The organism is Paenibacillus sp. FSL L8-0470, assembly GCF_038008625.1.
Lineage (GTDB): Bacteria > Bacillota > Bacilli > Paenibacillales > Paenibacillaceae > Paenibacillus_AQ.
The window spans coordinates 4193013-4216842 of the sequence record NZ_JBBOZM010000001.1 but is presented as its reverse complement, the minus strand read 5'-3'; the positions used below and the strand labels follow the sequence as shown (position 1 = coordinate 4216842).

The 23830-nt window shown below is 46.6% G+C and carries 23 protein-coding genes and 2 pseudogenes; 18 read left to right on the top strand and 7 right to left on the bottom strand.

From position 1 onward, the window contains the following. Positions 1–46: 46 nt before the first annotated feature. The 6 genes from NST99_RS19050 to NST99_RS19025 all read left to right on the top strand — a co-directional run bounded on the left by NST99_RS19050 (position 47) and on the right by NST99_RS19025 (position 6239). Positions 47–1018: an AAA family ATPase gene (locus NST99_RS19050; RefSeq protein WP_341093797.1), complete on the top strand. Its 972-nt coding sequence runs from the start codon at positions 47–49 to the stop codon at positions 1016–1018. Positions 1019–1081: 63 nt separating this feature from the next. Then, positions 1082–2368: a GTPase HflX gene (hflX, locus tag NST99_RS19045; RefSeq protein WP_341093796.1), complete on the top strand. Its 1287-nt coding sequence runs from the start codon at positions 1082–1084 to the stop codon at positions 2366–2368. Between the two features lie 155 nt (positions 2369–2523). Further along, positions 2524–3777, top strand: a complete 1254-nt coding sequence (locus NST99_RS19040) for a methionine gamma-lyase family protein (protein WP_341093794.1) — start codon at positions 2524–2526, stop codon at positions 3775–3777. A gap of 83 nt (positions 3778–3860) precedes the next feature. Next, on the top strand, positions 3861–4271 hold the full coding sequence (locus tag NST99_RS19035; RefSeq protein WP_036656080.1) for a MerR family transcriptional regulator: 411 nt from the start codon (positions 3861–3863) through the stop codon (positions 4269–4271). Between the two features lie 30 nt (positions 4272–4301). Beyond that, positions 4302–5630 (top strand): type I glutamate--ammonia ligase, encoded by a 1329-nt coding sequence (gene glnA / locus NST99_RS19030; protein ID WP_038593006.1) that lies wholly within the window; start codon positions 4302–4304, stop codon positions 5628–5630. 441 nt (positions 5631–6071) lie between these two features. Beyond that, positions 6072–6239 (top strand): hypothetical protein, encoded by a 168-nt coding sequence (locus tag NST99_RS19025; protein ID WP_341093792.1) that lies wholly within the window; start codon positions 6072–6074, stop codon positions 6237–6239. Positions 6240–6308: 69 nt separating this feature from the next. Here NST99_RS19025 and NST99_RS19020 read toward each other — a convergent pair whose 3' ends face one another. Continuing rightward, positions 6309–6467, bottom strand: a complete 159-nt coding sequence (locus tag NST99_RS19020) for a hypothetical protein (RefSeq protein ID WP_341093790.1) — start codon at positions 6465–6467, stop codon at positions 6309–6311. Between the two features lie 104 nt (positions 6468–6571). Continuing rightward, positions 6572–7288, bottom strand: a complete 717-nt coding sequence (locus NST99_RS19015; RefSeq protein WP_341093788.1) for a sensor domain-containing protein — start codon at positions 7286–7288, stop codon at positions 6572–6574. Positions 7289–8773: 1485 nt separating this feature from the next. Here NST99_RS19015 and NST99_RS19010 point away from each other — a divergent pair. Beyond that, positions 8774–9275: pseudogene (locus NST99_RS19010) on the top strand (hypothetical protein). A 294-nt stretch (positions 9276–9569) separates the two neighbouring features. Here NST99_RS19010 and NST99_RS19005 read toward each other — a convergent pair. Beyond that, the gene (locus tag NST99_RS19005) at positions 9570–10022 is read right to left on the bottom strand and encodes a hypothetical protein (RefSeq protein WP_341093786.1); all 453 of its coding nucleotides are present in this window, start codon (positions 10020–10022) and stop codon (positions 9570–9572) included. A gap of 96 nt (positions 10023–10118) precedes the next feature. After that, positions 10119–10542 (bottom strand): annotated as a pseudogene (locus NST99_RS19000) (FtsX-like permease family protein); the annotation flags it as partial. A gap of 189 nt (positions 10543–10731) precedes the next feature. Here NST99_RS19000 and NST99_RS18995 point away from each other — a divergent pair. After that, on the top strand, positions 10732–11151 hold the full coding sequence (locus NST99_RS18995; protein ID WP_341093783.1) for a hypothetical protein: 420 nt from the start codon (positions 10732–10734) through the stop codon (positions 11149–11151). Between the two features lie 295 nt (positions 11152–11446). On the opposite strand, the gene NST99_RS18990 is transcribed toward NST99_RS18995, so the two are convergent. Beyond that, positions 11447–12187 (bottom strand): hypothetical protein, encoded by a 741-nt coding sequence (locus tag NST99_RS18990; protein ID WP_341093781.1) that lies wholly within the window; start codon positions 12185–12187, stop codon positions 11447–11449. 297 nt (positions 12188–12484) lie between these two features. On the opposite strand from NST99_RS18990, the gene NST99_RS18985 reads away from it, so the two are divergent. After that, positions 12485–13036: a TetR/AcrR family transcriptional regulator gene (locus tag NST99_RS18985; RefSeq protein ID WP_341093780.1), complete on the top strand. Its 552-nt coding sequence runs from the start codon at positions 12485–12487 to the stop codon at positions 13034–13036. Continuing rightward, entirely contained in the window at positions 13037–13414 is a 378-nt protein-coding gene (locus tag NST99_RS18980; protein WP_341093779.1) for a DMT family transporter, read from the top strand. It begins immediately after the preceding gene. Between the two features lie 415 nt (positions 13415–13829). Here the strand turns inward: NST99_RS18980 and NST99_RS18975 are convergent, their stop codons facing one another. After that, entirely contained in the window at positions 13830–14168 is a 339-nt protein-coding gene (locus tag NST99_RS18975) for a L,D-transpeptidase (protein WP_341093776.1), read from the bottom strand. A 175-nt stretch (positions 14169–14343) separates the two neighbouring features. Continuing rightward, complete coding sequence (gene lexA, locus NST99_RS18970; RefSeq protein WP_038592979.1) at positions 14344–14970, bottom strand: transcriptional repressor LexA; 627 nt, start codon at positions 14968–14970, stop codon at positions 14344–14346. A gap of 292 nt (positions 14971–15262) precedes the next feature. Between lexA and NST99_RS18965 the strand changes: the two genes are divergently transcribed. The 8 genes from NST99_RS18965 (at position 15263) to NST99_RS18930 (ending at position 23818) form a co-directional block, all read left to right on the top strand. Next, entirely contained in the window at positions 15263–15676 is a 414-nt protein-coding gene (locus tag NST99_RS18965; RefSeq protein ID WP_341093774.1) for a LysM peptidoglycan-binding domain-containing protein, read from the top strand. 110 nt (positions 15677–15786) lie between these two features. Then, entirely contained in the window at positions 15787–15996 is a 210-nt protein-coding gene (locus NST99_RS18960; protein WP_038592973.1) for a DUF896 domain-containing protein, read from the top strand. Between the two features lie 50 nt (positions 15997–16046). Continuing rightward, complete coding sequence (locus NST99_RS18955; RefSeq protein WP_341093773.1) at positions 16047–16574, top strand: hypothetical protein; 528 nt, start codon at positions 16047–16049, stop codon at positions 16572–16574. 35 nt (positions 16575–16609) lie between these two features. Further along, complete coding sequence (locus NST99_RS18950; RefSeq protein ID WP_341093772.1) at positions 16610–17395, top strand: HAD family hydrolase; 786 nt, start codon at positions 16610–16612, stop codon at positions 17393–17395. 238 nt (positions 17396–17633) lie between these two features. Beyond that, on the top strand, positions 17634–18056 hold the full coding sequence (locus NST99_RS18945) for a FixH family protein (RefSeq protein ID WP_341093770.1): 423 nt from the start codon (positions 17634–17636) through the stop codon (positions 18054–18056). A gap of 179 nt (positions 18057–18235) precedes the next feature. After that, positions 18236–21613: a methionine synthase gene (gene metH, locus NST99_RS18940; protein WP_445745036.1), complete on the top strand. Its 3378-nt coding sequence runs from the start codon at positions 18236–18238 to the stop codon at positions 21611–21613. A gap of 204 nt (positions 21614–21817) precedes the next feature. Further along, a complete protein-coding gene (gene rnz / locus NST99_RS18935; RefSeq protein WP_341093767.1) occupies positions 21818–22780 on the top strand; it encodes a ribonuclease Z in 963 nt (320 codons plus the stop codon). 249 nt (positions 22781–23029) lie between these two features. Beyond that, positions 23030–23818: an HAD-IIA family hydrolase gene (locus NST99_RS18930; RefSeq protein WP_341093765.1), complete on the top strand. Its 789-nt coding sequence runs from the start codon at positions 23030–23032 to the stop codon at positions 23816–23818. Positions 23819–23830 lie beyond the last annotated feature (12 nt).

The window sequence follows — 23830 nt, the reverse complement described above, 5'->3', positions numbered from 1 at the left end:
ATAGACTTACTTAGAGCAGTCAGCCCTGGATAATGAGGTGAATAAGGTGAACGGACGCGTAGCGGCAGCAAGCGGGCGGGAGGAAGGCAGACCGTCAAGGCAAATCAATATTGTGCTGCGGAATCAAGATCCCCCTCCGATGAGCAGTGCGGTGATCGACAGCAGCAGTGGAACCGCGCTCCCCAAAAATCACGGCCATAGCGGACTGTTCCAGGAGTTAAGCCGGGAACTTGATGGTCTTGTTGGCTTGGATAATATCAAGGAGCTTGTATTTGAGATATATGCGCTTCTGCAGATCACCCAGATGCGCAGCGAGGCAGGGCTTGCCAGTGGCGGCCAGGCTTACCATATGGTCTTCAAGGGCAATCCCGGAACCGGTAAAACGACGGTAGCGAGAATTGTCGCTAAGCTGTTCCAGCGAATGGGTGTATTAAGCAAGGGGCATCTGATCGAGGTAGAGAGAGCAGATCTCGTCGGCGAATATATTGGACATACCGCCCAGAAGACACGTGACCTGGTGAAAAAGGCGCTCGGAGGCATCCTATTTATTGATGAAGCCTACAGTCTTGCCCGCGGCGGGGATAAGGATTTTGGAAAAGAAGCCATTGATACGCTGGTAAAATCCATGGAGGATCACCGCAGCCAGTTTGTGCTGATCCTGGCCGGGTATTCCGGCGAGATCGATTATTTTCTGATGAGCAATCCGGGGCTGCCTTCAAGATTTCCTATACAGGTTGAATTTCCCGACTATACAATTGATCAGCTGCTGCAGATTGCCGAACTTATGGCCAAAGAGCGCGATTATATTTTGATGCCGCAGGCGATACTCAAGTTAAAGCAGCATTTGCTGGTGGAGAAGACGGAAAGCCTTCATGCCTTTAGCAATGCGCGCTTTGTGCGCAATTCGATTGAGAAAGCCGTGCGTGCACAAGCAGTACGTTTGCTGAACCAGTACGAGAGCAACAGCCCCGGCAAGCAGGAGCTGATGACACTGCGGACTGAAGATTTTAAGCTGTAAAACAAAATACGATTAACGGATGATATACCTCAGTGGGGTATGGAGATAAGGAGCATTGAATGCATGGCGACAACACATGATACACAAACAGATATCCAGGACCGGGCAATATTAGTCAGTTTGGTGACGGACAAAATTAAGCGCACCGGCATCGACCCGGAGCTTTCCCTGCAGGAATTGGTGCAGCTGGCAGAGACAGCCGGTGTCGAAGTGCTGGACGTGCTGCGCCAGAACAAGGAAACTCCTGATTCCAAATGGTTCATCGGCAAGGGGAAGGTAGAAGAGCTGCGGATGGCTGCAGATGGTTTCGGTGCGAATACGGCAATCTTTGACCAGGAGCTGTCCGGAGCGCAGGTGCGCAATCTGGAGGAAGCTCTGGATCTGAAAATTATCGACCGCACCCAGCTGATCCTGGATATCTTTGCCGGACGGGCGAAGACGCGGGAAGGTATTATTCAGGTAGAGCTGGCACAGCTCTCCTATCTGCTGCCGCGCCTCTCCGGGCAGGGCAAGAACCTGTCCAGGCTCGGCGGCGGTATCGGTACAAGAGGACCAGGGGAAAGCAAGCTGGAGACGGACCGCCGGCACATCCGCAACCGGATTGATGAACTGAAACGCCAGCTCGACGAAGTGGTGAAGACCCGTGAGCTGCATCGTGAACGCCGCCGCAAGAGCGGTGCCGTACAGGTGGCCCTTGTCGGATACACAAATGCTGGAAAATCGACACTGTTGAAGCAGCTTACGGATGCGGATGTATATATTGAGAATCAGCTATTCGCCACACTTGACCCGACTTCACGTGTACTGCAGCTCCCTTCAGGCAAAGAGGTTGTGTTAACAGATACGGTTGGATTCATACAGAATCTGCCGCATGATCTGGTGGCATCCTTCCGTGCCACTCTGGAGGAAGTGAATGAAGCGAATCTGGTGCTGCATGTAGTCGACGCCTCTTCTCCAATGCGTGAGGAACAAATGGAGGTTGTCCAAGCGATTCTCACGGATCTGGGAGCTGCCGGAAAGCCGCAAATTACATTGTTCAACAAAAGCGATATCTGTCAGCCGGAACAGCTGGAAATGCTTCCTGCGGGCCCGGGATATTTAAAGATCAGCGCTTTTAACCCTCAGGATCTAACCCTGATCCGGGAGATCATCGAAGATTCGCTGGCAGGGGATACTCTGACCTTCCGGATTCCGGGTGACCGTGGCGACCTGTCTTCATTGCTCTACCGTGTAGGAGAGGTGCTCGAGCAGCAGTACGAGGAGAATGATGTGCTCTACAATGTCCGCTTAAACAAAGAGGATTATGAGAAATGGGGCTACAAGTTAACGGAGTTCGTAGTGCAGGAATAAACCATCATTTTGAGCAAGTCTCAAATAAATTAAGGAATGCATTGAGTGTCCCCACAAAGCATGGATATCTCCTTCTGTTTTCGAAGCCGAATCCTACTGTGTGGGGCTAATTCTTGATGTTAAGTAAATGTAATGTAAGGGGAGAACAAGGGGAAATGGCTGTTTTTGCAGAGGATATTTTACATGCGGCGGAGGCTGCAGAACTTGAAATTGAAAGTGCGGTAAAAAAGCTCGACCGGATAGTGGATCACAATCAATGGAAGGTTATTGAGGCGTTCCAGCGGCAGCAGGTGAGCGATTTTCATTTTGCCGGTTCTACCGGCTATGCCTATAATGACCGGGGCCGTGAAGTACTGGATCTTGTATATGCTGAGGTATTTGGTGCGGAGGCAGCGCTGGTTCGGCCTCATTTTGCTTCTGGTACGCATACCATCTCTACGGCGCTTTTTGGCGTCCTGCGTCCAGGAGACGAATTGCTGTACATCACAGGACGCCCATACGATACGTTGCATAAAGTAGTTGGCAAGCCCGGTGACGGGACAGGCTCTTTGGCCGATTTTGGTATCGGCTACCGTGAGACCGCTTTAACTGCCGAGGGGAAAGTGGATTGGGACGAAGTAGCACTTACTATAAATGACCATACAAAAGTTATCGGAATCCAAAGATCGCGGGGCTATGATTGGCGTTCTTCCTTTACGGTCGCTGAAATCGGCGATATGGTAACAAAAGTGAAAACGTTGAAACCGGATGTCATTGTATTCGTAGACAACTGTTATGGAGAATTTACGGAAGAGCTTGAGCCTCCCCAGGTGGGAGCCGACCTCGTCGCAGGTTCACTGATCAAGAATCCGGGTGGGGGAATCGCTGAGACAGGCGGATATATTTGCGGACGCAGCGATCTTGTTGAGCTGGCGGCCTACAGGCTCACAGCACCGGGGATAGGCGGAGAAGTGGGCGCGATGCTGGGAACAACACGCGGACTCTACCAAGGGCTCTTTATGGCTCCACACACGGTGGGGCAAGCGCTCAAAGGGAGTATCTTTGCAGCTGCTGTCTTTCAGCGCTGCGGGTTTACGACCAAACCAGCCTGGGATGAACCGCGTACGGACCTGATCCAGGCGGTTGCTTTTGACGGGCCGGAGCATCTGATTGCCTTTGTGCAGGGGATTCAACGTGCTGCAGCCGTTGACAGCCATGTTGTGCCTGAGCCTTGGGATATGCCCGGTTATGAACATCCTGTCATTATGGCGGCAGGAACGTTTATTCAGGGTGGCAGCTTGGAGTTATCTGCGGATGCGCCGATCCGGGCGCCCTATATTGGCTATATGCAAGGCGGATTAACCTATTCTCATGTGAAGTACGGTGTGTTGATGGCACTGCAAAGTATGCGGGATAGAAATCTTCTGTAAGAAAAACTCACACACCATTGACACGCGAAACCAGGAAATGTACAATGAGATGAGAAAAAGATCATTGGAAGGTTGGATGAGTCATGGGTGATGAAATCCGCAGAAATATGGCACTATTTCCTATAGGTATTGTAATGAAGCTAACCGATTTATCTGCCAGACAAATTCGTTATTATGAGCAGCACAGTCTGATAGTGCCCGCTCGTACCTCCGGCAATCAGCGTTTGTTCTCATTTAATGATGTGGAACGCCTGTTGGAAATCAAAGCATTAATCGAGAAGGGTGTTAACATTGCCGGCATCAAGCAGGTGATGAACCCAGTCACGAAGGAATCCGAAGAAGCTACGGTTATTACCCCTGATACAGAGGTTAGACGTAGAGAGTTGTCCGATTCACAGCTTCATCGTTTGCTGAAGCAGGAACTGGTTTCCGGTAAAAGACCGGGACAAGTCTCTCTTATTCAAGGCGAACTTTCCCGGTTTTTTAATAAATAACATAAAGAGACATGAAAGGGAGAGGGTATAGTGAGCTTTTCTAAAGAGGATATTATGCGCATCGCCAAGGAAGAAAACGTCCGTTTTATTCGCCTGCAATTTACCGACTTGCTCGGAACGATCAAAAATGTAGAGATTCCTGTTAGCCAGCTCGAAAAGGCGCTCGACAATAAAATGATGTTCGATGGATCCTCCATTGAAGGTTATGTACGGATTGAAGAATCCGACATGTATCTCTATCCTGACCTCAGCACATGGGTAATCTTCCCTTGGGTGACGGACAGCCGGGTTGCCCGTCTGATTTGTGATGTGTACATGCCTGACGGAACACCGTTTGCCGGAGACCCGCGTGGTATTCTGAAGCGTTGTCTGGAAGAAGCCGAAGAAATGGGTTATACCGCGATGAACGTTGGACCTGAACCTGAGTTTTTCCTCTTCAAAACTGATGAGAGAGGGAACCCGACTACGGAATTGAATGACCAAGGCGGATATTTCGATTTGGCGCCGATGGATCTTGGAGAGAACTGCCGCCGCGAAATCGTTTTGACTCTTGAAGAGATGGGCTTTGAAATTGAAGCTTCCCACCATGAAGTTGCTTCCGGCCAGCATGAAATTGACTTCAAATATGCTGATGCCATCAAAGCTGCTGACCAAATTCAAACCTTTAAGCTTGTCGTGAAGACGGTAGCCCGCCAGCACGGCCTGCATGCTACTTTTATGCCTAAACCACTTTTTGGAATGAACGGATCCGGTATGCACGCTCACCAATCCCTGTTCAAAGGCAAAGAGAATGTGTTCTACGATGAGAGCGACACACTTGGCCTGAGCAAGACAGCCCGTTACTACATGGCAGGTATTCTGAAGCATGCCCGTGCGTTTGCTGCAATCACGAACCCGACAGTGAACTCTTACAAACGTCTGGTTCCCGGTTATGAAGCCCCTTGCTACGTAGCATGGTCCGCCAGCAACCGCAGCCCGATGATCCGTATCCCTGCTTCCAGAGGGCTGAGCACTCGCATCGAGGTCCGCAATCCGGATCCGGCAGCTAACCCTTACCTTGCACTTGCTGTAATGTTGAAGGCAGGTCTTGACGGCATCAAGCGCCAACTGGATCTTCCGGCTCCAATCGACCGTAACATCTATGTGATGTCCGAAGAAGAGCGGATTGAAGAAGGCATCCCTAGCCTGCCATCCGATCTGAAGGAAGCGCTGAACGAAATGATTCGCAGCCATGTCATCACCGAAGCCCTCGGCGAACATGCACTGGCTCACTTCTACGAGCTGAAAGAAATCGAGTGGGATATCTACCGCACCCAGGTTCACGAGTGGGAAAGAGATCAGTACATGACTCTTTACTAGAATACAGCAGCCCTTGACGCGTAAGCGTTGGGGGCTTTTCTTTTTGTGGGAAGGAAGGGCGATTTGTCTTCGAGGAGATGGGTTACCACAAACTCACCACAAATAGATGCGGGCATAAAGAAGTTATTTGCACATCATTTCAGCCCCGGAATAGGGGGTGATCCAAGATTAAAGTAGCTCGACAGCAGGCAGGAAGCACATAAAACATTCTGGAAGCCGAAAAGCAGATTAAGGAGAAAAAGACCTATAGTAGTCTGGGATCAAATAAACCGAAGGCCAAAAGGAAATTCCAGATTGGAAGAAGGATCTCCTTGCTCATCACAAAATCAAATCCAACTAAAGCAGACAGAGGGGAATTTACTGGAGATATCGTAAAAGCGGCTATTGACGATCAAAAGGCAGTTCCAGTATTATAAGAAAGATCTTTTGCGACGACTCATCATGTTTTGGTTCGCGGAAGAGGTTGACGTGGAGTTCTCAGTAACGCTTGTGAAGAGCTTCCCCGGAAACAAGCAATCCTACAACAGAAAGAACACGAGAAACAAGAACGCCAGAGTCAGATTAAGCCAGTTGTTGACCTACTCAGCACGGCTGCTGGCCGGAGCCTAAAGGCTAAGGAGTTGCGCTTGCTTCAATCATTTGAAGATAAGGATATTGCTGTATTTGCCACTCTTATGTCTACGTATTTGGAAGATCACTGGAAGGCATTGTTGCCGTGTCGGATTTGCTCACCGCCAGCCATAGAGAGATGGCAGAGGCGGCATATAACACGCTTAGTAGTGTTAAAGAGTAGATCAGTGTCGCAGTAGACGCAAACTGTGAAACTGCCTTCGCCATTCGGGACTTTAATGCAAGAGATAGCGCTAATACTGGGCGCACTAAAAAAATGAGCTGTCCCAGACAGCCATTTCATGGCTTAGGGACAACCCTCTTCATTACTATTAATACTGCTGTACTTCCTCGTAGGGTACAAGCAGCATTCTACGCTGTACATCCATAAGCAACCGAATCGCCCAAGATGCGATCACGGCAACGACCAATCCAGCTACAACATAAGAAATATACTGTTGAGGTAATGTCCAGTGGATATTAAACAAAGCAAACACACTATTCTCAAGAATGTTCAAATCCATCGTTTGCAGAAAAATCTGATGAAGCACAGGTAGTGTAATCAGACTCAATGCAGTCGCTACCATCGCTACCGTAAGTGAAAAGAAGACAATACTGGAAACGAACCGCCCCATAATCAACATGATGTTACGTGCAAAATCCGCACCATGAAAACCCAATTTTATTCGTTGAAGGAAGCTTGCTACCTCCTTCTGCATATCTGATCTGTGTTCCTCGGTCGATCTAGGAATATCCAGCAATGATCTTACTAGCTCTTGTTCAAAATTTACGATGTAATCTAATCCCTTAGCTACTGCAAAAAACAAGGGAATGCCGATGAAAATTGGTGTTAATCCAATGGATAACGCTAGCCCTGTCACCATAAACACGAAATAGACAATCGTGATCGGCAATGATATTAAGAAATACAAAATACTCCGATATGTCTTGGGACTTCCTCCACGTTTGCGAGGTTTAGATTGTGATTCTACAGGAACTTGTATGGAATCCAGCACTCCAATCGGCCTAGTATACACTTTATCATTCATTTTCCCTGTCCTTCCTCTCACGTTTTTCAATTACTTTCATTATACGTGGTGAAGAGAAGGCTCAAAACAGTCTTGGGAATGGAGTTGTACCAGACCTAAGGCTAGGATTTGTTTCTCCGAGCAGCAGGAAATATAAGTCCAAATATCCAAGGCAGCATGAATCCAATAATGTTATGACTAAAGCACTTATAACAAATCTGATTGCGTTGAGGTTAATGCACAGTGCGAAGATACATGACATAAGGGGATAGAGTAGGTTACAGCCCTTCTCTGCCTCCAAGGGAGGATAAGTAAGATGGACGTTCTACTTGACAAGGTAGTTAAAACACGGAAGCCTCATAAATGTTTCGGATGCAACGAAGTTATTCCTGAAAAAACGGAAGGCGTTAGGTTTGCAACTATGGCAAATGAAGGCAGTGTTTATTCCACTTATACGTATGCGATGTAAAGAATGGATAAAAAACAACCACGGATATTCCAAGAGGGCGAATATTACAGAGGAGATATCAAAGACACCTAAGTTTACGAGAGGGAAAGAGATCAGTACATGACTCATTACTGAAATAAAGGAGCCCTTAACGCGTAATTATTGAGGTTTTTTTGTTTGAGGGAAAATTTTATCCATGAGTGAAAAAAGGTCTATCGTATAGATTTTGTATAATTAGGTTTAAGGGGCTGTCATAGCCCATTAATTAAAGTCTAAGTGCTTACTCTGAGTAGGTAAAGGCATTAAACTCTCGATTCCTATCCGAATCCCATCTGCTGTGCAAAAAAAGGAATAGGGTATAAATTAATTCATTTGACGGTACGAAGGTCGTATTTGATTCAAAAATTACCGGACTATTTATTAACTCCAATTAAACCAGCCAAATTTATACCCGGCAATAAAAAATAAAATGATCCATTCCCACAACATCAACAGACGAAAGGTACGAGGGATAATTAAATACTCGGTGTACAGTTTATTTAGTATTCTCAAGGTAATTCCCCCTTTGTTTTCATAATAACACACAGAGGGGGTTAACCGCCCAATCCCCTTTATCAGTGATTCATTTTTTCTTACTCTGCTTTAGAATCAAGGGTGCAGCAGCTATGATGATTATTATCATAATGGAAATCCATGTAGTAGTAGTCAAGTATACACCTCCATACTCCAAATACTACCATCTTAAGATTTGTAACATGTGCTTTATTTTATAAGAAGAGGCATGATTGGTATGAGCGGGCAACCGAAATACTGCGCGTGGAGCAAACGCATTTGATCTCCTTTGTAGAGATGCATGTCTGGACCATACTACGAATATTTATTATTGAAGTAACCAACAGGGGAATCTAATAAGTTTCAGTAGAACATCTTACATTCATTTGAAGAAAATGTTATGATTATTAGATCAGTGTGTAGAGATATCGGTCTTTTTATTGACCGAAAATATATGTCTCATGATACGTCTGCCATCTGAAATATTATTCACGGAGATGACAAACATGCATGGAGACACAAGACTGCCTAGAAACGCAAAAGAAGGTATATTATTTTTATTGATTATTTCAATTCTTTCAGTAAATACTATTGCTCCTATTATTGTGGGGTTGGAACTTGGTTTCAGTAAGGAAGTGTATATAGATACACTAAAGATTATTCCATTCATGTGGATAATCGTAGTTTTATTGGTAAGATTACTTGCAGGACCAGTGGTTGGGAAAGTAATGCCAAAATTCATGGGACAAACCGACGGATTTAACGCCAGGGTTCTATTGAATACTTTATTGAATGTCACAGTGTTATCTATTTTATTATCGGATTATCGGTACATGGGTTGGGACCAAACAAATAAGCCTAGAACCGTTTAAAAACTTCCTTCACATCTGGCCAAGAAACTTTGGGATAGCTTTTTGGATTGAACTGTTGGTTGCGCAGCCAATAGCAAGATTTGCAATGAAAACATTACATGCAAGTCAAGAGCGTAAAACAGAAAGTAATGCGTAATTAGCTGGAATGTTGAAAATGAATAAAGAAAATTAGGGAACGTCCTTGGTGGACGTTCTTTTTTTGCACATTTGGACCATGCTGTGCAGAAGCTACTCGTATTAGACGATTATTCTTAGGAGAAGTATGCTGCAAATGTACCGGGGGATTGTTATGAGATTTATAAGTGTAGACAAGGAGCGCCGAGGTATAAAACTGCGGGCCTCAGAGGATGATTGGGATTGGATCAAGTTAGATGAGAGTGACTAAATAAAAAATCCCCGTAGTCTCCGGGGATACAAACTAAAAAGATCATTACCCATTACCTGCTACTGCGCTCCCACTGAAGCATCTTGCTCCTAAAGTAATGCCATAATTAGTAACTACATAAATGGTATATCTGAGTTGACCTGAAAGTACATCTGCAGCAGGAGGGTAGTCAACGGCGGTCAGTCCGCTCATTTCATAGATAGACTCAAATTGCGTAGCTGGCTTTTGGTAGACGGTGGAAAAGATCTGAGTACCGTTTCGCAGTATGGTAAAGGTAGCATTAGGGACGACAGTTGAACTTGAAGAAGCGGATAACGTTAGCCGGGCATACGCATTTAGTGTCACCCGGACCAAGCCAACATTTTCAGGGGAAACACTTGTTGTCTGTAATCCTATATCTCCAAACGTGTAGGGAAAAGAAGATGAACTTAGCCCTAACGCTGGTGTATCAGATGTACTATCTTGGGCAATACGCATATCTAAAAATTGAATACTCATATATTTCACCTATCCTCTCATGTAGCTAATACAGCTTATGAGAGTGAATGATAGATTGTTTGTATTAAGATAAAAAAAGTAAGAGAAATTAGCTATTTATTCAGCTGTCCGAAGCCGTTCCAAAATACTTTTTCTGCCGCTTAGAGAATAGCCGGCTAGTGGAATACAGATTCCAAGTAATAATAGAATAGGCAGTACACCGAGCAAGGGCCAGATAATGAATTTATAACTCATAAACCACATTAAATCAGTAAAGGGTTTTGCAATCAAGAGTAAGGATAGACTTCCTAATAAGCTTGAGCATACTCTGGTACCAAGTACAAAGTACAGCCCTTCATAGATAAGCATTGTTTTCAATTGTTTATTGGTCATACCAATGCTTTGCAATATGGCAAATTCCTGGCGACGGGTCAAAATACTAGTTAATATCGCATTTGCAAATCAGTACACCAATTAAACCAATAATCAAGCTAAGTGTTCCGCCAATCACTACTACTGTATTTTGCATACCTGTGATTTCATTCTTTACAATACCATCGCTCAAAGCGATATCATCTTCAACTATTAATATGTTATTCATTATTTTTCTCCGATCCTGTCAGTTTTACTTAGCGCAATAACTAAAAAAGATGTTTAGCCGGGTGTTATTAATCTACGCATTAACATCTCCCAAGAATAGTATAAAGCAGAACTGGGAGGAGATGATGAAATGGCAGAAACGGTTATTGCGTATAGTGATAATGTTGTAACTCCTATTACTAATGGTATCAGTTTGCCTATTCCTAATAATGGTGGAGGCGTACAGATTGCATCGTTGTCGGTGTTTATTGACCCTGCAAATCCCAAGTCATTCAACCATAGGGTGGAATTAAGGGCCTTAATTGGTGTTAGATTAGTCGGAGCCGGAAATATTAGACTTCTTGTGCGTATTTGGCGGGCTGGTACTGAAATTTACTATAATCTGGTAACTAATGTCTTTGATAATAATATAACACTTGAAGAATTGTTTATAGAAACAGCGCCACTGGGTGTACAAAACTATCAATTGATCATTGAGAATCAGACTCCGGCAACTACTGCTTTTGTCTCCGGACCTTTAGTCTTTACGGCTACTGTAACTGGAAAATAGTTCACCATCCTTTGACGAACAATACCCCGTCAGTGTTTATAATGACGGGGTATTGATGTCTATGTTTAAGCTTTTCCCATACAGGTGCCGAAAGTGATTATGGATTTTATGGAGCAAATGAAACATTTTGCACAATATATCGAATTACGAAGAATGCAATAATGAACACGGAGGCGAAACCAAGTAAAAAGGAAACGATAGCTTTGTCTGAACGCGTGAGTTTACTCATTGCGGTCACTCCTAGTTAATATTTAGTAGATTATACAATTAATCGGTGTACATCACAAACTACTTATTAATTTACTTGGATGAACTGCTCAACGAATTGTTGCCGGTCTCTTTTGTTGAAGTGTGGATTGCTTACTTTCTCTCTCCATATCTCATTGGAAGCCAGTGTACTGAAGTCCACGTTATAAAATCGCTCGATTTCTCCTTGCGTGAGAGCTACGGAATAGATTTGCCCATCGTAGGGAATCACCATGTCAATCGAAGCAGCTCCGGGGAATTGCGCAAATAATCGGCTTGTTTCTTCCATGAGCAGTTTGTTTATTTGGTCGCCTGTAGAAAAGTAATCGATGTAATCTTCTTTTGTAATGCCGGAGGTTGGGTTCGCTTCTTTATATGCTTGGTAAGTCTCAAAAAAAGTAACCGTTATATTGTCTGTCCCGACGTTTACGTCTTTTATAAAAGTTTTACCTGTAAGATTGGCAGTAAAAGCCAGCACCTCGTCAGCAGATAAAGGTACTTGATCAGCAGACGTTGCTTGAGTGGCGTTGACAGTTCGTTCGGCTGAAGGTGAAAGGGGTGGGGCAGTTGTAGGTTCTGCTGTAGGCTTAGTCGTTGGTTTTGTTGCTGGAGATGGACTTGATTCAGTTGTTGGCTTGGCAGTAACCATCGGTGTTGCTAGCGCCGTAATCGAAGAAGTATGATCATCTGACTTGTCATCGTTCCCGAGGGTAACCAACCCTATGATGCCGGCGGCTACTAAGACCACCCAGAACCACCAAATTGTATAGAATGGTTTGTTCTTTTTCATCTTTTTCCTCCCGCCTGTAAGGTTGAATTCCTGTATAACTCTAGGATAGCCCATTCATTCACCTTACATAAGTATGGATAAGACATATGCGCGTAACCAAACTTATAGAGAACGGCCAATAGCGGAACGAATAGCTGATCTTCAAACTATATGGTAGTTATTACCCATTTTGTGGGCATTGCAAGCGGATAGCGTATTCACAATATATTTTTGCTTGCGGAGTAGTCAGGTTATTTATACTTATATTTGTTTGACAAAAAACCGTCCAGACGGTACAGTTCAAATGGGGGTGATAAGGTGACTGTACATAACAACAGCTCTAAGAAAAAAATGATTTTGCAAGCGGCTTCCTCCATTGTTCGTGATCAAGGGGTGGAGCACTTAACTCTGGAAGCTGTGGCCAAAGCGGCCAACGTGAGCAAAGGCGGTTTACTGTATCACTTTCCTAACAAGGAACAACTGGTTTCCGGTATGGTGGATGAGCTGACCCGAAACTTTACGGAAGATGTTCAGAGCCGTGTAGAGCATGACCAGCGAGAAGCTGGTAAATGGAGCAGGGCGTACATTGAATCTACTTTTTATGGTTTTGGAGAAGGCAGTGACATGAACTCGGTGCTGGCAGCAGCTTTATTTACGAATCCAGGGTTGTTGACAAACATGCAGGAGAAATATGCTGAATGGCAACACAATTTTGAAAATGACGGTGTGGATCCACTTCGTGCAACCATTGCCCGACTGGTGACCGACGGACTCTGGTTTGCAGAAAAGTTTGGACTGGCACCGCCAGATCAGGAGTTAAAAGAACGCATTTACAAAGAATTGATGGACGGAGTAAAGGAGGAGAAGTAAGTGCCGTATCTGTTTTTGGCGATATCCATTGCCAGCGAACTTGTAGGAACTTCGATGCTCAAAGCATCGCAAGGATTCACCAAAATTATTCCTGTAATCGTAATGCTGATTAGTTTTATTTGCTCGTTCTTCTTTTTGTCGTTATCACTGAAGACTATTCCATTAAATACGGCCTATGCAATTTGGTCTGGAATCGGGGCGGTAGCTACAGTTCTTATCTCGGTACTGATCTGGAAAGAAAAAATAAATACAGGCAGCGTAATAGGAATAACCTTAATCGTCATTGGTGTGATTGTGCTGAATTTGCTGGGTCCCGGACATGGTTCCTCTGATGAGGCTGCCGAAACACAACAAACCAGCCTTTCCGATAGAGCCTAAGCTGAAGCTGATGAAATAAAGATCATATACAATTTGTTCCAAACAATAGTATAGTGACGAAATAACAGTACCCTGCCAGAATGGTGGGGTATTTTCATATTCAAGAATCCAGGGGAGTGAGTGAAAGTTGTTTGTGCATAGAGGAAATTTATTCCTTAATGGAATTGGCGTGTTTAGCGTATTGATGTGGCTCATATCGGTTGTAGCTTGTATTTACGCATTCGTACTGTTGGTTAAACTTGCCCGGAGAGGAATAATAGCTTTGGATTTGTACATATATGCTAAAAATCGTGAAATACGCGACCGGTATGAATCGGCAGACAGGAAGGACCCATATTAAGCACAATGAAAAACACCCTCGATCATTTTTTTGTGATCCTTAGGGTGTTTTTGCTTTTGTCTGATCACCATGCTGTTAATCCCTTATTGTAACCCGTGTTCCAATAGGCACGATTGCTGCAAGGGCCAGCACATCCTCATTGTACATGCGGATACAGCCATGGGAGACCATATGTCCGATGGAGGAAGGGTCATTCGTTCCATGAATGCCGTAATGTGGTTTGGATAGACCCATCCAGAATGCACCGAAGGGTCCGCCAGGCTTAGGCTGTTTGTTAATGATAGTGTATTCTCCCGCCGGTGTAACGGTAAGCATGGTGCCAATACCGACAGGGAACCCTCTGGTAACGATGTTATTGTCAAGCAAATAAAGCATGCGCTGCGACAAATCAACAATAATCCGATAATTAGGCATAGATTCAGCACTCCTTTGCTATCAGAATATGTGCGGAGTGCTGTTGCTGTTCGAAGGAATTGTTATATGGGATAAACAGAACAAATGTTCGTGATGAGTAAAATGACCATTTGAAAAGGGGAAAGGGCTGCTTCACTTTTTCAAGTGAAGCAGCCCTTAAATATGAACAAAAATATTAATGGATATCGCGGAAGAGACCGATAACTCGTCCCAAAATCGTAACGCGGTTAAGACGGAGGGGTTCATAAGCCGGATTCTCCGGCTGTAGACGAATGTGGTCACGTTCTTTGTAGAATGTCTTGACTGTAGCTTCGTCTTCTTCGGTCATGGCAACGACGATATCGCCGTTGTCAGCAGTCTGCTGCTGGCGGACGATTACATAGTCACCATTCATAATACCTGCTTCCACCATGCTGTCACCGAGAACGGAGAGCATAAATACCTTGTTATCTCCCACATAGTGGGAAGGTAGTGGGAAGTAATCTTCGATATTCTCCGTTGCGGTAATCGGCACCCCGGCGGTGACCTTACCTACGACAGGAATACGGGTAACCGTCTGTACGAATTGATGTACATTCTCGGAATCTTCCTGGCCGAGCAGCTCAATTGCACGCGGTTTCGTAGGGTCGCGGCGGATAAGGCCTTTCTTCTCAAGCCGGTCCAGATGGCCGTGCACTGTGGAGCTTGAGGCCAATCCTACAGCTTCACCGATTTCCCGGACGGACGGAGGATAACCCTTGCTACGGACTTCGTTACGTATAAATTCCAGGATCGCCAGCTGACGACTCGAAATCTTTGACATCGGAATCAACCCCATATAGTATGTTTGGGAAAATTATAACATAGAACTTCCGTTCGTACAAACATAAGTTCTAACAATCTGAGATTAATAGTGGAAATAGTAGCCTTTTACCATATTAGTATCCAATAACGGTTTGAAAATGGCGGGAAAAGGCAATGCCGGTGCTGAAAACTGACACATTTATGGATACGGAAAAAAGCGAACAATTGTTCTAAAAAATCTATTGATCAAAACACATGTTCGTGTTATATTATTTTCGAAAGTAAGAACAAGTGTTTGGAGGACGATGACAATGTTAAAATACAGTACATACCGCAGCATCTACGAAGAGGCCGGTGAAGTTAATTCAACTAGAGGACATTCTGCTTCTAATCATATGAATGAAATGAAACAATCCGCCGCCGCTTTATTTTCGGAGATCATAGGACTATGCCGGAAAGAGTATCTGGTGAAGCTAATGCTGGTCTTTATGCTTGTTGTATCGGGATTTACAGTTGTTGGTAATGTTTTTGCGAGTTCAGCATCATTAGTGAAGCAGGAAAAGCGGGTAGTAGTTGAACGCGGAGACACGCTCTGGAGTATCGCCCTTAAGAACAAACCAGCGGGAATGAAGACGGTCGTATATATAGAAGGAATTAAAAAAACAAGCGGTTTGAAGAACGGGAACATTCAGGCCGGAGATATACTGACATTGCCTGTGTATTAACTTCATCATAAGCAGTATAGACTGACGTAAAGAGCTTTCAGGGGGTAGACCTTGACAAGCTCTTTTTCTCATGGCAAAGTTAGAATGAATTTATAGGGGAGGGGAAAGCATTGAATATTGACGAATTGGTCGCACGCATCAATGAACTGGCACGCAAACAGAAGAATGGCGGCCTGAGTGAAGAGGAATTGGCTGAACGGGCCAAGCTCCGCGAGATTTATCTGGGCAACATCCGCAGCAACTTCCGGGCCCAGCTCGACACTATTGAAATCGTGGATAATGATGAGCATGAACAAGGCAACAAGGGACTCAAACATTAGTCCAGTGTGTCTTTTTCATAGATATTACAGGATGACTAGGGGGAACTGACATGGCCCGTTCTTGGGAAAGAATGGTTCAACGCAACACACAGCAGATCAACAAGCAAAGAAAGAAGCAGGGCAAGGATTCCATTTATGCTTCTTCGTCAAAATCAGCTGCGAAAAATAGTGATATCTTTAAGGGCCGCAACATTGCATTTCCTGTTGTTCTAATGCTGCTTGGAATTATGTTCTGGGTGGTAGGCTCGATCGACGAGGCCAGAGGCAGTGGCATCCTTGCCAATTGGCTGGGCGTCGTTCTTTACTTTGCGCTGGCGGCACTTCTATTCTTCCGGCGTCCGTATCTGAAGGTTGAGCGCAACAGAGTGTCTACGATTAAGTATAACCGTGAACGCTGGCTGCAAGCTGGAGATATTGAGAAGATCACTTTGTCCCGTGGAGTGGTCGTGCTTAAATATAAGGGCAAGCGCAAACAGTGGATTTTCTCCAAGCTGATTAACCGCTATAACACTGAGGCCATGGGTGTACGCCTGGAGGAGTTCGGCAAAGCCAATAACATCGAAGTAGTACACGAGTAGGAAGATATAACAGCGTAGGGAGAGGGAGAAATCTAATGCCAATTACCGCCGTACTATTTGATCTTGACGATACATTGCTCTGGGATGAACGGAGTGTTGAAGAAGCCTTCCGCAATGCATGTGAAGCTGCAGGTGACTCCATTGATCCTAAAGAGCTTGAAGTTGCTGTTCGCAGGGAAGCCAGGAATCTTTATGAAACTTATGAGACGTTCCCTTTTACAAAGATGATCGGGATTAATCCTTATGAAGCACTTTGGTCCAATTTCTCAGCTGGAGAACAGCCGGAGTTCCGTAAGCTCCAACAGTTGGCTCCTGTATACCGTAAAGAATCGTGGCGGCGTGGTCTGGCCTCCCTCGGTGTCGAAGATGAGGTGCTTGCCGAAACGCTGGCAGACAGGTTTGCTGCCGAGCGCCGTAGCCTGCCGTACATGTATGAAGAGACGTTACAGGTGCTTGATGCACTACGTGGTAAGGTGAAACTACTGCTGCTTACGAATGGTTGCCCGTCACTGCAGCAGGAGAAGCTCGACGGAGTGCCTGAGCTTATCCCCTATTTTGATCATGTAGTTATCTCAGGCAGCTTTGGCAAAGGAAAACCGGACAAGGATATCTTCCTGCATGCTCTTTCGCTGCTGGATATAACCCCTGAACAAGGGATCATGGTCGGCGACAAACTCACGACGGATATTAAGGGCGGCTTGGCCGCTGGTCTGACTACTGTCTGGATCAACCGTACCGGCAAATTACCAAATCCTGAGATTCAGCCGGATTATAGAATCGGCCATCTCTCTGAGCTCCTCCCCCTGGTACAATCGCTATAGTGTAACCTTTGAGAAGCCGGTATCCCTAATGGGATGCTGGCTTTTTTGCGCTCAAACAAAGAGGTTGGCCAATTATAATAGGGAGATAATCCATCTGTATATGACTAACTTCACGAAAAAGGCGTGAAAGTTTAAGCAATCTTCTAAAATTGCGAATATGTTGTGTATAATAGTAAAAGAATGCAACCACAAGCTGGAAATATCATTATAAATTCTACCTTGGTCGGGAGGACTCCGGATGATAAAACCCAAGAAGCTGATTACTCTTTTTACGATTGTGACGATGTCAATGATTGTAAGCTGTTCAGGTAATAGTGGGAAATCAAGCCATATGCATGACGGATCAGAGCACTCTATGGAGCCGATTCACGTCGAACTGAGCTGGAATCCGGTGGACGTATCGGTAAATCAAAAGGTGGTTTTTGAGGCTGTGGTCTCCCAGGGGAGTGAAGCTGTGGATGATGCGAAGGCGGTGCTTTTTGAGATTGTGAATAAGAATAATGAAGAAGACAAGCAGGAGCTTGAAGGCAAGCTCTCCGGCAACGGTACATATAAAGCTGAGGCGATCCTGATGAAGGAAGGCAAATATGATGTGACTTCGCATGTAACAGCTAGAACACAGCACTCTATGCCGACTAAAGAACTTACAGTGCAGCCATAATGAAATAGAGATAGCGGCTGGCTATAAAGAAAAACTATTATGCAGAGTGGAAAGGAAGGCTTTTCGATTCCGCTTTATTCTGCTAAACTTACTCTAATGTTTTACTGGGGGGATATGAAGTGGCTAAATACACACTTGCTGAAAGCTTGCAGCAGCGGATACTGATTTTAGACGGAGCAATGGGCACGATGATTCAACAGGTGCCACTTACCGGAGAGGATTTTGGCGGGGATGAGCTGGATGGCTGTAATGAGATGCTTGTGCTCACCCGTCCGGAGGTTATACAGACTATTCATGAGCAATATCTTGAAGCAGGCGCAGATCTGATCGAGACGAATACCTTCGGCGCAACCTCGGTTGTGCTTGCCGAATACGATATCCCTCAGCGGGCCCGGGAGATTAACCTGGAAGCTGCGAGGCTGGCCAGAAATGCTGTTGAAAAGATTGAAACGCCCGATCACCCGCGTTACGTAATCGGGGCGATGGGCCCGACAACAAAAACGCTTTCGGTCACCGGAGGCGTAACATTCCAGGAGCTGGTGGATAGCTACGAGGAGCAGGCTATAGCGCTGATTGACGGCAAAGTGGATGCCCTGCTGCTGGAAACTTCCCAGGATACTTTGAATGTGAAAGCCGGAAGCATTGGGATCCGCAACGCCTTTGAGAAGGCAGGCATCACTTTGCCGGTCATGATCTCGGGTACTATCGAACCGATGGGCACGACGCTTGCTGGACAGAATATTGAGGCGTTCTATATCTCGCTGGAGCATCTGAAGCCGATCTCCATCGGGCTGAACTGTGCAACCGGACCCGAGTTTATGCGCGATCATATCCGGTCACTCTCGGCAATCTCTTCGGCAGCAGTTAGCTGCTATCCCAATGCCGGGCTGCCGGATGAGAACGGGAACTATCATGAGTCACCGGATTCACTTGCCCGCAAGCTGGCCGGTTTTGCCGAGAAGGGCTGGCTGAATATTGCCGGCGGGTGCTGCGGAACGACACCGGATCATATCCGGGCGATGGCTGAGACATTAGCAGCTTATCCGCCGCGCCAGCTGGAGGGAAATCATCCGCCGGCATTGTCAGGCATTGAGCCTGTTTATGTTGAGAGTGACAACCGTCCTTATATGGTAGGAGAGCGTACGAATGTACTCGGCTCACGGAAATTCAAGCGGCTGATCGTGGAGGGGAAATACGAGGAAGCCTCGGAGATTGCCCGGGCACAGGTCAAAAGTGGAGCTCAGGTCATTGACGTCTGCGTACAGGATCCGGACCGCGATGAGATCGAGGACATCAAGCTGTTTCTGGAGCTGGTAGTCAAAAAGGTGAAGGTTCCATTGATGATCGATACAACCGATCCCAAGGTTATTGATCTGGCGCTGCAATATTGCCAGGGTAAAGCGATTATTAACTCCATTAACCTTGAAGATGGTGAAGAAAAATTCGAACTGGTTACACCGCTGATTCATAAATACGGGGCTGCGATTGTCGTAGGCACGATTGACGAATCCGGACAGGCCATTAAAGCGGAAGACAAGCTGGAGGTTGCCAAACGCTCCTATGATCTGCTGGTGAACAAATATGGGCTGGCGGCAGAGGATCTGATATTTGATACACTGGTGTTCCCTGTTGGTACAGGGGATGAGCAGTATATCGGCTCTGCTAAAGAGACTATTGATGGCATCCGCATGATCAAGGAAGCCCTGCCTTCCGTGCATACGATACTGGGGATCAGTAACGTTTCTTTTGGACTGCCGGAAGCGGGCCGTGAGGTGCTGAACTCGGTCTTCCTGTATGAATGTACGAAGGCCGGACTGGATTATGCCATTGTGAATACGGAGAAGGTAGAGCGTTATGCTTCCATCCCGGAAGAAGAGCGTCATCTGGCTGAACAGCTGATTTACAATACGAATGATGAGACTCTGTCTGCCTTCGTTGCCGCCTTCCGTGAGAAAAAGGTTGAGAAGAAAGAGAAGATCTCCAATCTTTCGCTGGAGGAACGGCTCGCTTCCTATGTGGTTGAAGGAACGAAGGAAGGTTTGATACCTGACCTTAACGAAGCGCTGACCAAAAGTGGTCCATTGGAAATCATCAACGGGCCGCTTATGGCTGGAATGTCCGAGGTGGGGCGGTTATTTAACAACAATGAGCTGATTGTCGCTGAAGTGCTGCAAAGCGCTGAAGTGATGAAGGCCTCTGTCGGCCATCTGGAGCAGTTTATGCAGAAGGACGAGACATCGGTGAAAGGCAAGATTATGCTGGCCACCGTCAAAGGGGATGTCCATGATATCGGTAAGAATCTTGTGGAGATCATTCTCTCCAACAATGGTTACCAGATCGTTAATCTGGGTATAAAAGTACCACCTGAAAATATCATTGAGGCTTTCCGCCGGGAGAAGGCCGATGCAATCGGCCTGTCCGGCCTGCTCGTCAAGTCGGCGCAGCAGATGGTCCTGACTGCCCAGGATTTGCGCTCAGCAGGTATTGATGTGCCGATCATGGTAGGCGGTGCCGCGTTGACCCGTAAATTCACTAAAAATCGTATCCGGCCTGAATATGACGGCCTGGTACTGTACGCTAAAGATGCGATGGATGGTCTGGATATCGCTAACCGGCTGATGAATCCGCTGGAGCGGGCCAAGATCGAAGAAGAGGTCCGCCTTGAAGCGGAGGCGGCGGTTGCGGTGGCACCGCAGCAGGAGCTTCCGGTGCTGACCCGGGCCGTCCGGTCCAAGATTTCAGCAGATGCACCTGTATTTACTCCGCCGGACGTAGAGCGCCATGTGCTAAGGGGTTATCCGCTTGGTCATATCATTCCATATGTGAATATGCAGATGCTGCTGGGCCATCACCTGGGATTACGCGGTTCGGTGGAAGCACAGCTTGCCGCAGGGGATGCCCGCACCGTGGAATTGAAGGAGACAGTGGATGACATCCTGCATCACGCGATGCTGGAGGGCACCATTAAGCCTCATGCCATGTATCAATTTTTCCCGGCACAGTCCCGGGGCAACGATATACTGATCTATAACCCGCAGAACACTGCAGAGGTTCTGCATACCTTTACTTTCCCGCGGCAGAATGTCGAGCCGTTTCTCTGTCTTGCCGACTTCCTGAAGCCAGTGGAGAGCGGAATTATGGATTATGTCGGGTTCCTGGTCGTTACCGCCGGTCATGGTGTCCGTGAATTATCGACCGAACTGAAAGACAGGGGGGATTACCTCCGTTCTCATGCTTTGCAGGCAGTGGCGCTTGAGGTTGCTGAAGGGCTTGCTGAGCGTGTTCATCACATGATGCGGGATACCTGGGGCTTCCCGGACCCTGCAGATATGACGATGAAGCAGAGACATGGTGCGCGGTACCAAGGGATCCGCGTTTCCTTCGGATATCCCGCCTGCCCGGACCTGGAGGATCAAGGGCCCCTGTTCAAGTTGCTTATGCCGGAGGATATCGGCGTCCATCTTACCGAAGGCTTCATGATGGAGCCGGAAGCGTCGGTATCAGCGATGGTCTTCGCCCATCCAGAAGCGCAGTATTTCAACGTAGAGAAGCTGTAAGCTTCCCACTCCCCATGGACTGGTCTGAAGGTGAAATCCTTCTAAGCGGAACCTCCCGTAATCGGGAGGTTTTTTGCTGGGAACGAAGCTGGAGCGGAAGAAATGCAGAGAAAGATGATTTCGCATCGTAAAAGAGGTAGAATGCATTTCATAGGTGTAAGGAAGATGTTTTTGTCTTTACAGAAAAAAGAGAGGAGGATTATTATGGAGGTTTATTTTCTGGGCACTAATGCAGGTGTGCCGACCCTACAGCGCAATGTTACCTCAATTGCCCTAAGGCTGCTTGAGGAACGGCGCAGTTTCTGGATGTTTGACTGTGGAGAAGCCACTCAGCACCAGGTCTTGCGTTCTCCATTGCGACTGGGTAAGCTGGAGAAGCTGTTTATTACCCATCTGCACGGTGATCACCTGTTTGGCTTGCCGGGTCTGCTGTCGAGCCGCGGATATCAGGGTGGAACTGCTCCGCTAACTGTATATGGTCCACCGGGCCTGAAGGCTTTTCTGGATATTTCATTATCCGTCAGCCAGTCCCGTATTCCATATAAGCTTGATATTGTAGAGCATACCGGAGGTCTCGTGTTTGAAGACGACAGCTTTAAGGTGGAGGCTGGCCTGCTGGAGCACCGGATTGACAGCTATGGTTACAGGGTAACAGAGAAAGACAGTCCGGGGAGTCTCAATACCGAACTGCTCCGAAGCTATGGGTTGAAGCCGGGGCCGCTTTACGGCAAGCTGAAGAAAGGTGAAAATGTTATTACCGATGAAGGAACGCTTATTAGCGCTGCAGATGTGGTCAACGAGCCGAAAAAAGGACGCATCGTGACCATTCTGGGCGACACACGGCCTTGTAAGGGAAGTCTGCCGCTGGCACAGGGTGCTGATCTTATCGTCCATGAGGCAACCTTCGCCCATGACCTGGCGGATATGGCCTATCAATATCATCACAGCACTGCCCGGCAGGCGGCTATGCTTGCTCATGAAGCGGAAGGACGGGAACTGTTACTGACACACTTCAGCTCGCGTTATATCTCGCAGGAACAGCTTGCTCCACTGCTGGAAGAAGCGCAGGCGATCTTCCCGAATACACTGCTTGCAGAAGAGTTCTGCACCTTTCCGGTGTATCGGCGAAACTCCCTGAAGCCAGAGGGAAATGGCCCGGGGAATTAAATTATTTTCCGGGAAAGCGCAGGAAATGACACTGTACTGCCATAAAAAGACCAACAGGACAGCGGTTCGCTATCGTTCGACGATGTATGTTAAATTTTAAAGATTAGACTCGTTAAAACAGCACGAAGCAGTAGAGAAAATGCCGAACCGTTGCGGGTTTGTCTGCTATTGCTGTGGTTTATTTAATGTTAATTAATTGAGTGATTTATTAATTGCATTAATTAATATTCTGGGGATGGAGGGAGCGGTATGAAAGATATCGGAGGTTTGCTGATTGATCTTGACGGGACATTATTTCACGGAGGCATGATGATTCCCGGCGCTGACAGACTGATAGCAGGACTGCGCTCAGCGGGAATCCCCTTTCTGTTTGTAACAAACAATTCGTCACGGACAGCGGCGGCTGTCGCCGCACATCTGAACGGGATGGGCATTGAAGCTAAGGCGGAAGAGGTCTGCACTTCCTCAATGGCTGCAGCCCGTTATATTGCCGAGGAATCACCGAAGGCAAGGGTGGCGATACTTGGGGAAGAGGGATTGATTGAAGCTTGTACAGCTGCAGGATTGTCAATTGTGACGGAGAAACCGGAGTATGTGGTGCAAGGGATTTACCGTTCTTTTACATATGATTCACTGGCGCAGGCTTCCCGCTGGATTCAGGAAGGTGCGAAATTTGTGCTGACGAACCCGGATTTGATGCTGCCTTCCGATGATGGGATCATGCCGGGAGCGGGATCACTGGGGGCGGCGATCGAAGCCGCAAGCGGTGTGTCCCCTGTAGTCATCGGCAAACCGGAATCGCACCTGGTCACCTATGCAACGGCGCTGCTGGGAATTAAACCGGAGACGGCTGTAGTTGTCGGGGATAATATGCGGACTGACATTTCGGCCGGGGTAAAAGCCGGCTGCCGGACAATATTGGTGCTTACCGGCCTGACTACAGCGGACAATTATGAACATTATCAACAGATAACAGGCGTAACACCAGATGAAATTTATGCTGATTTAGCTGAATTTATGGTAAGGCTCGGTGTATAATGTCAATGTTGT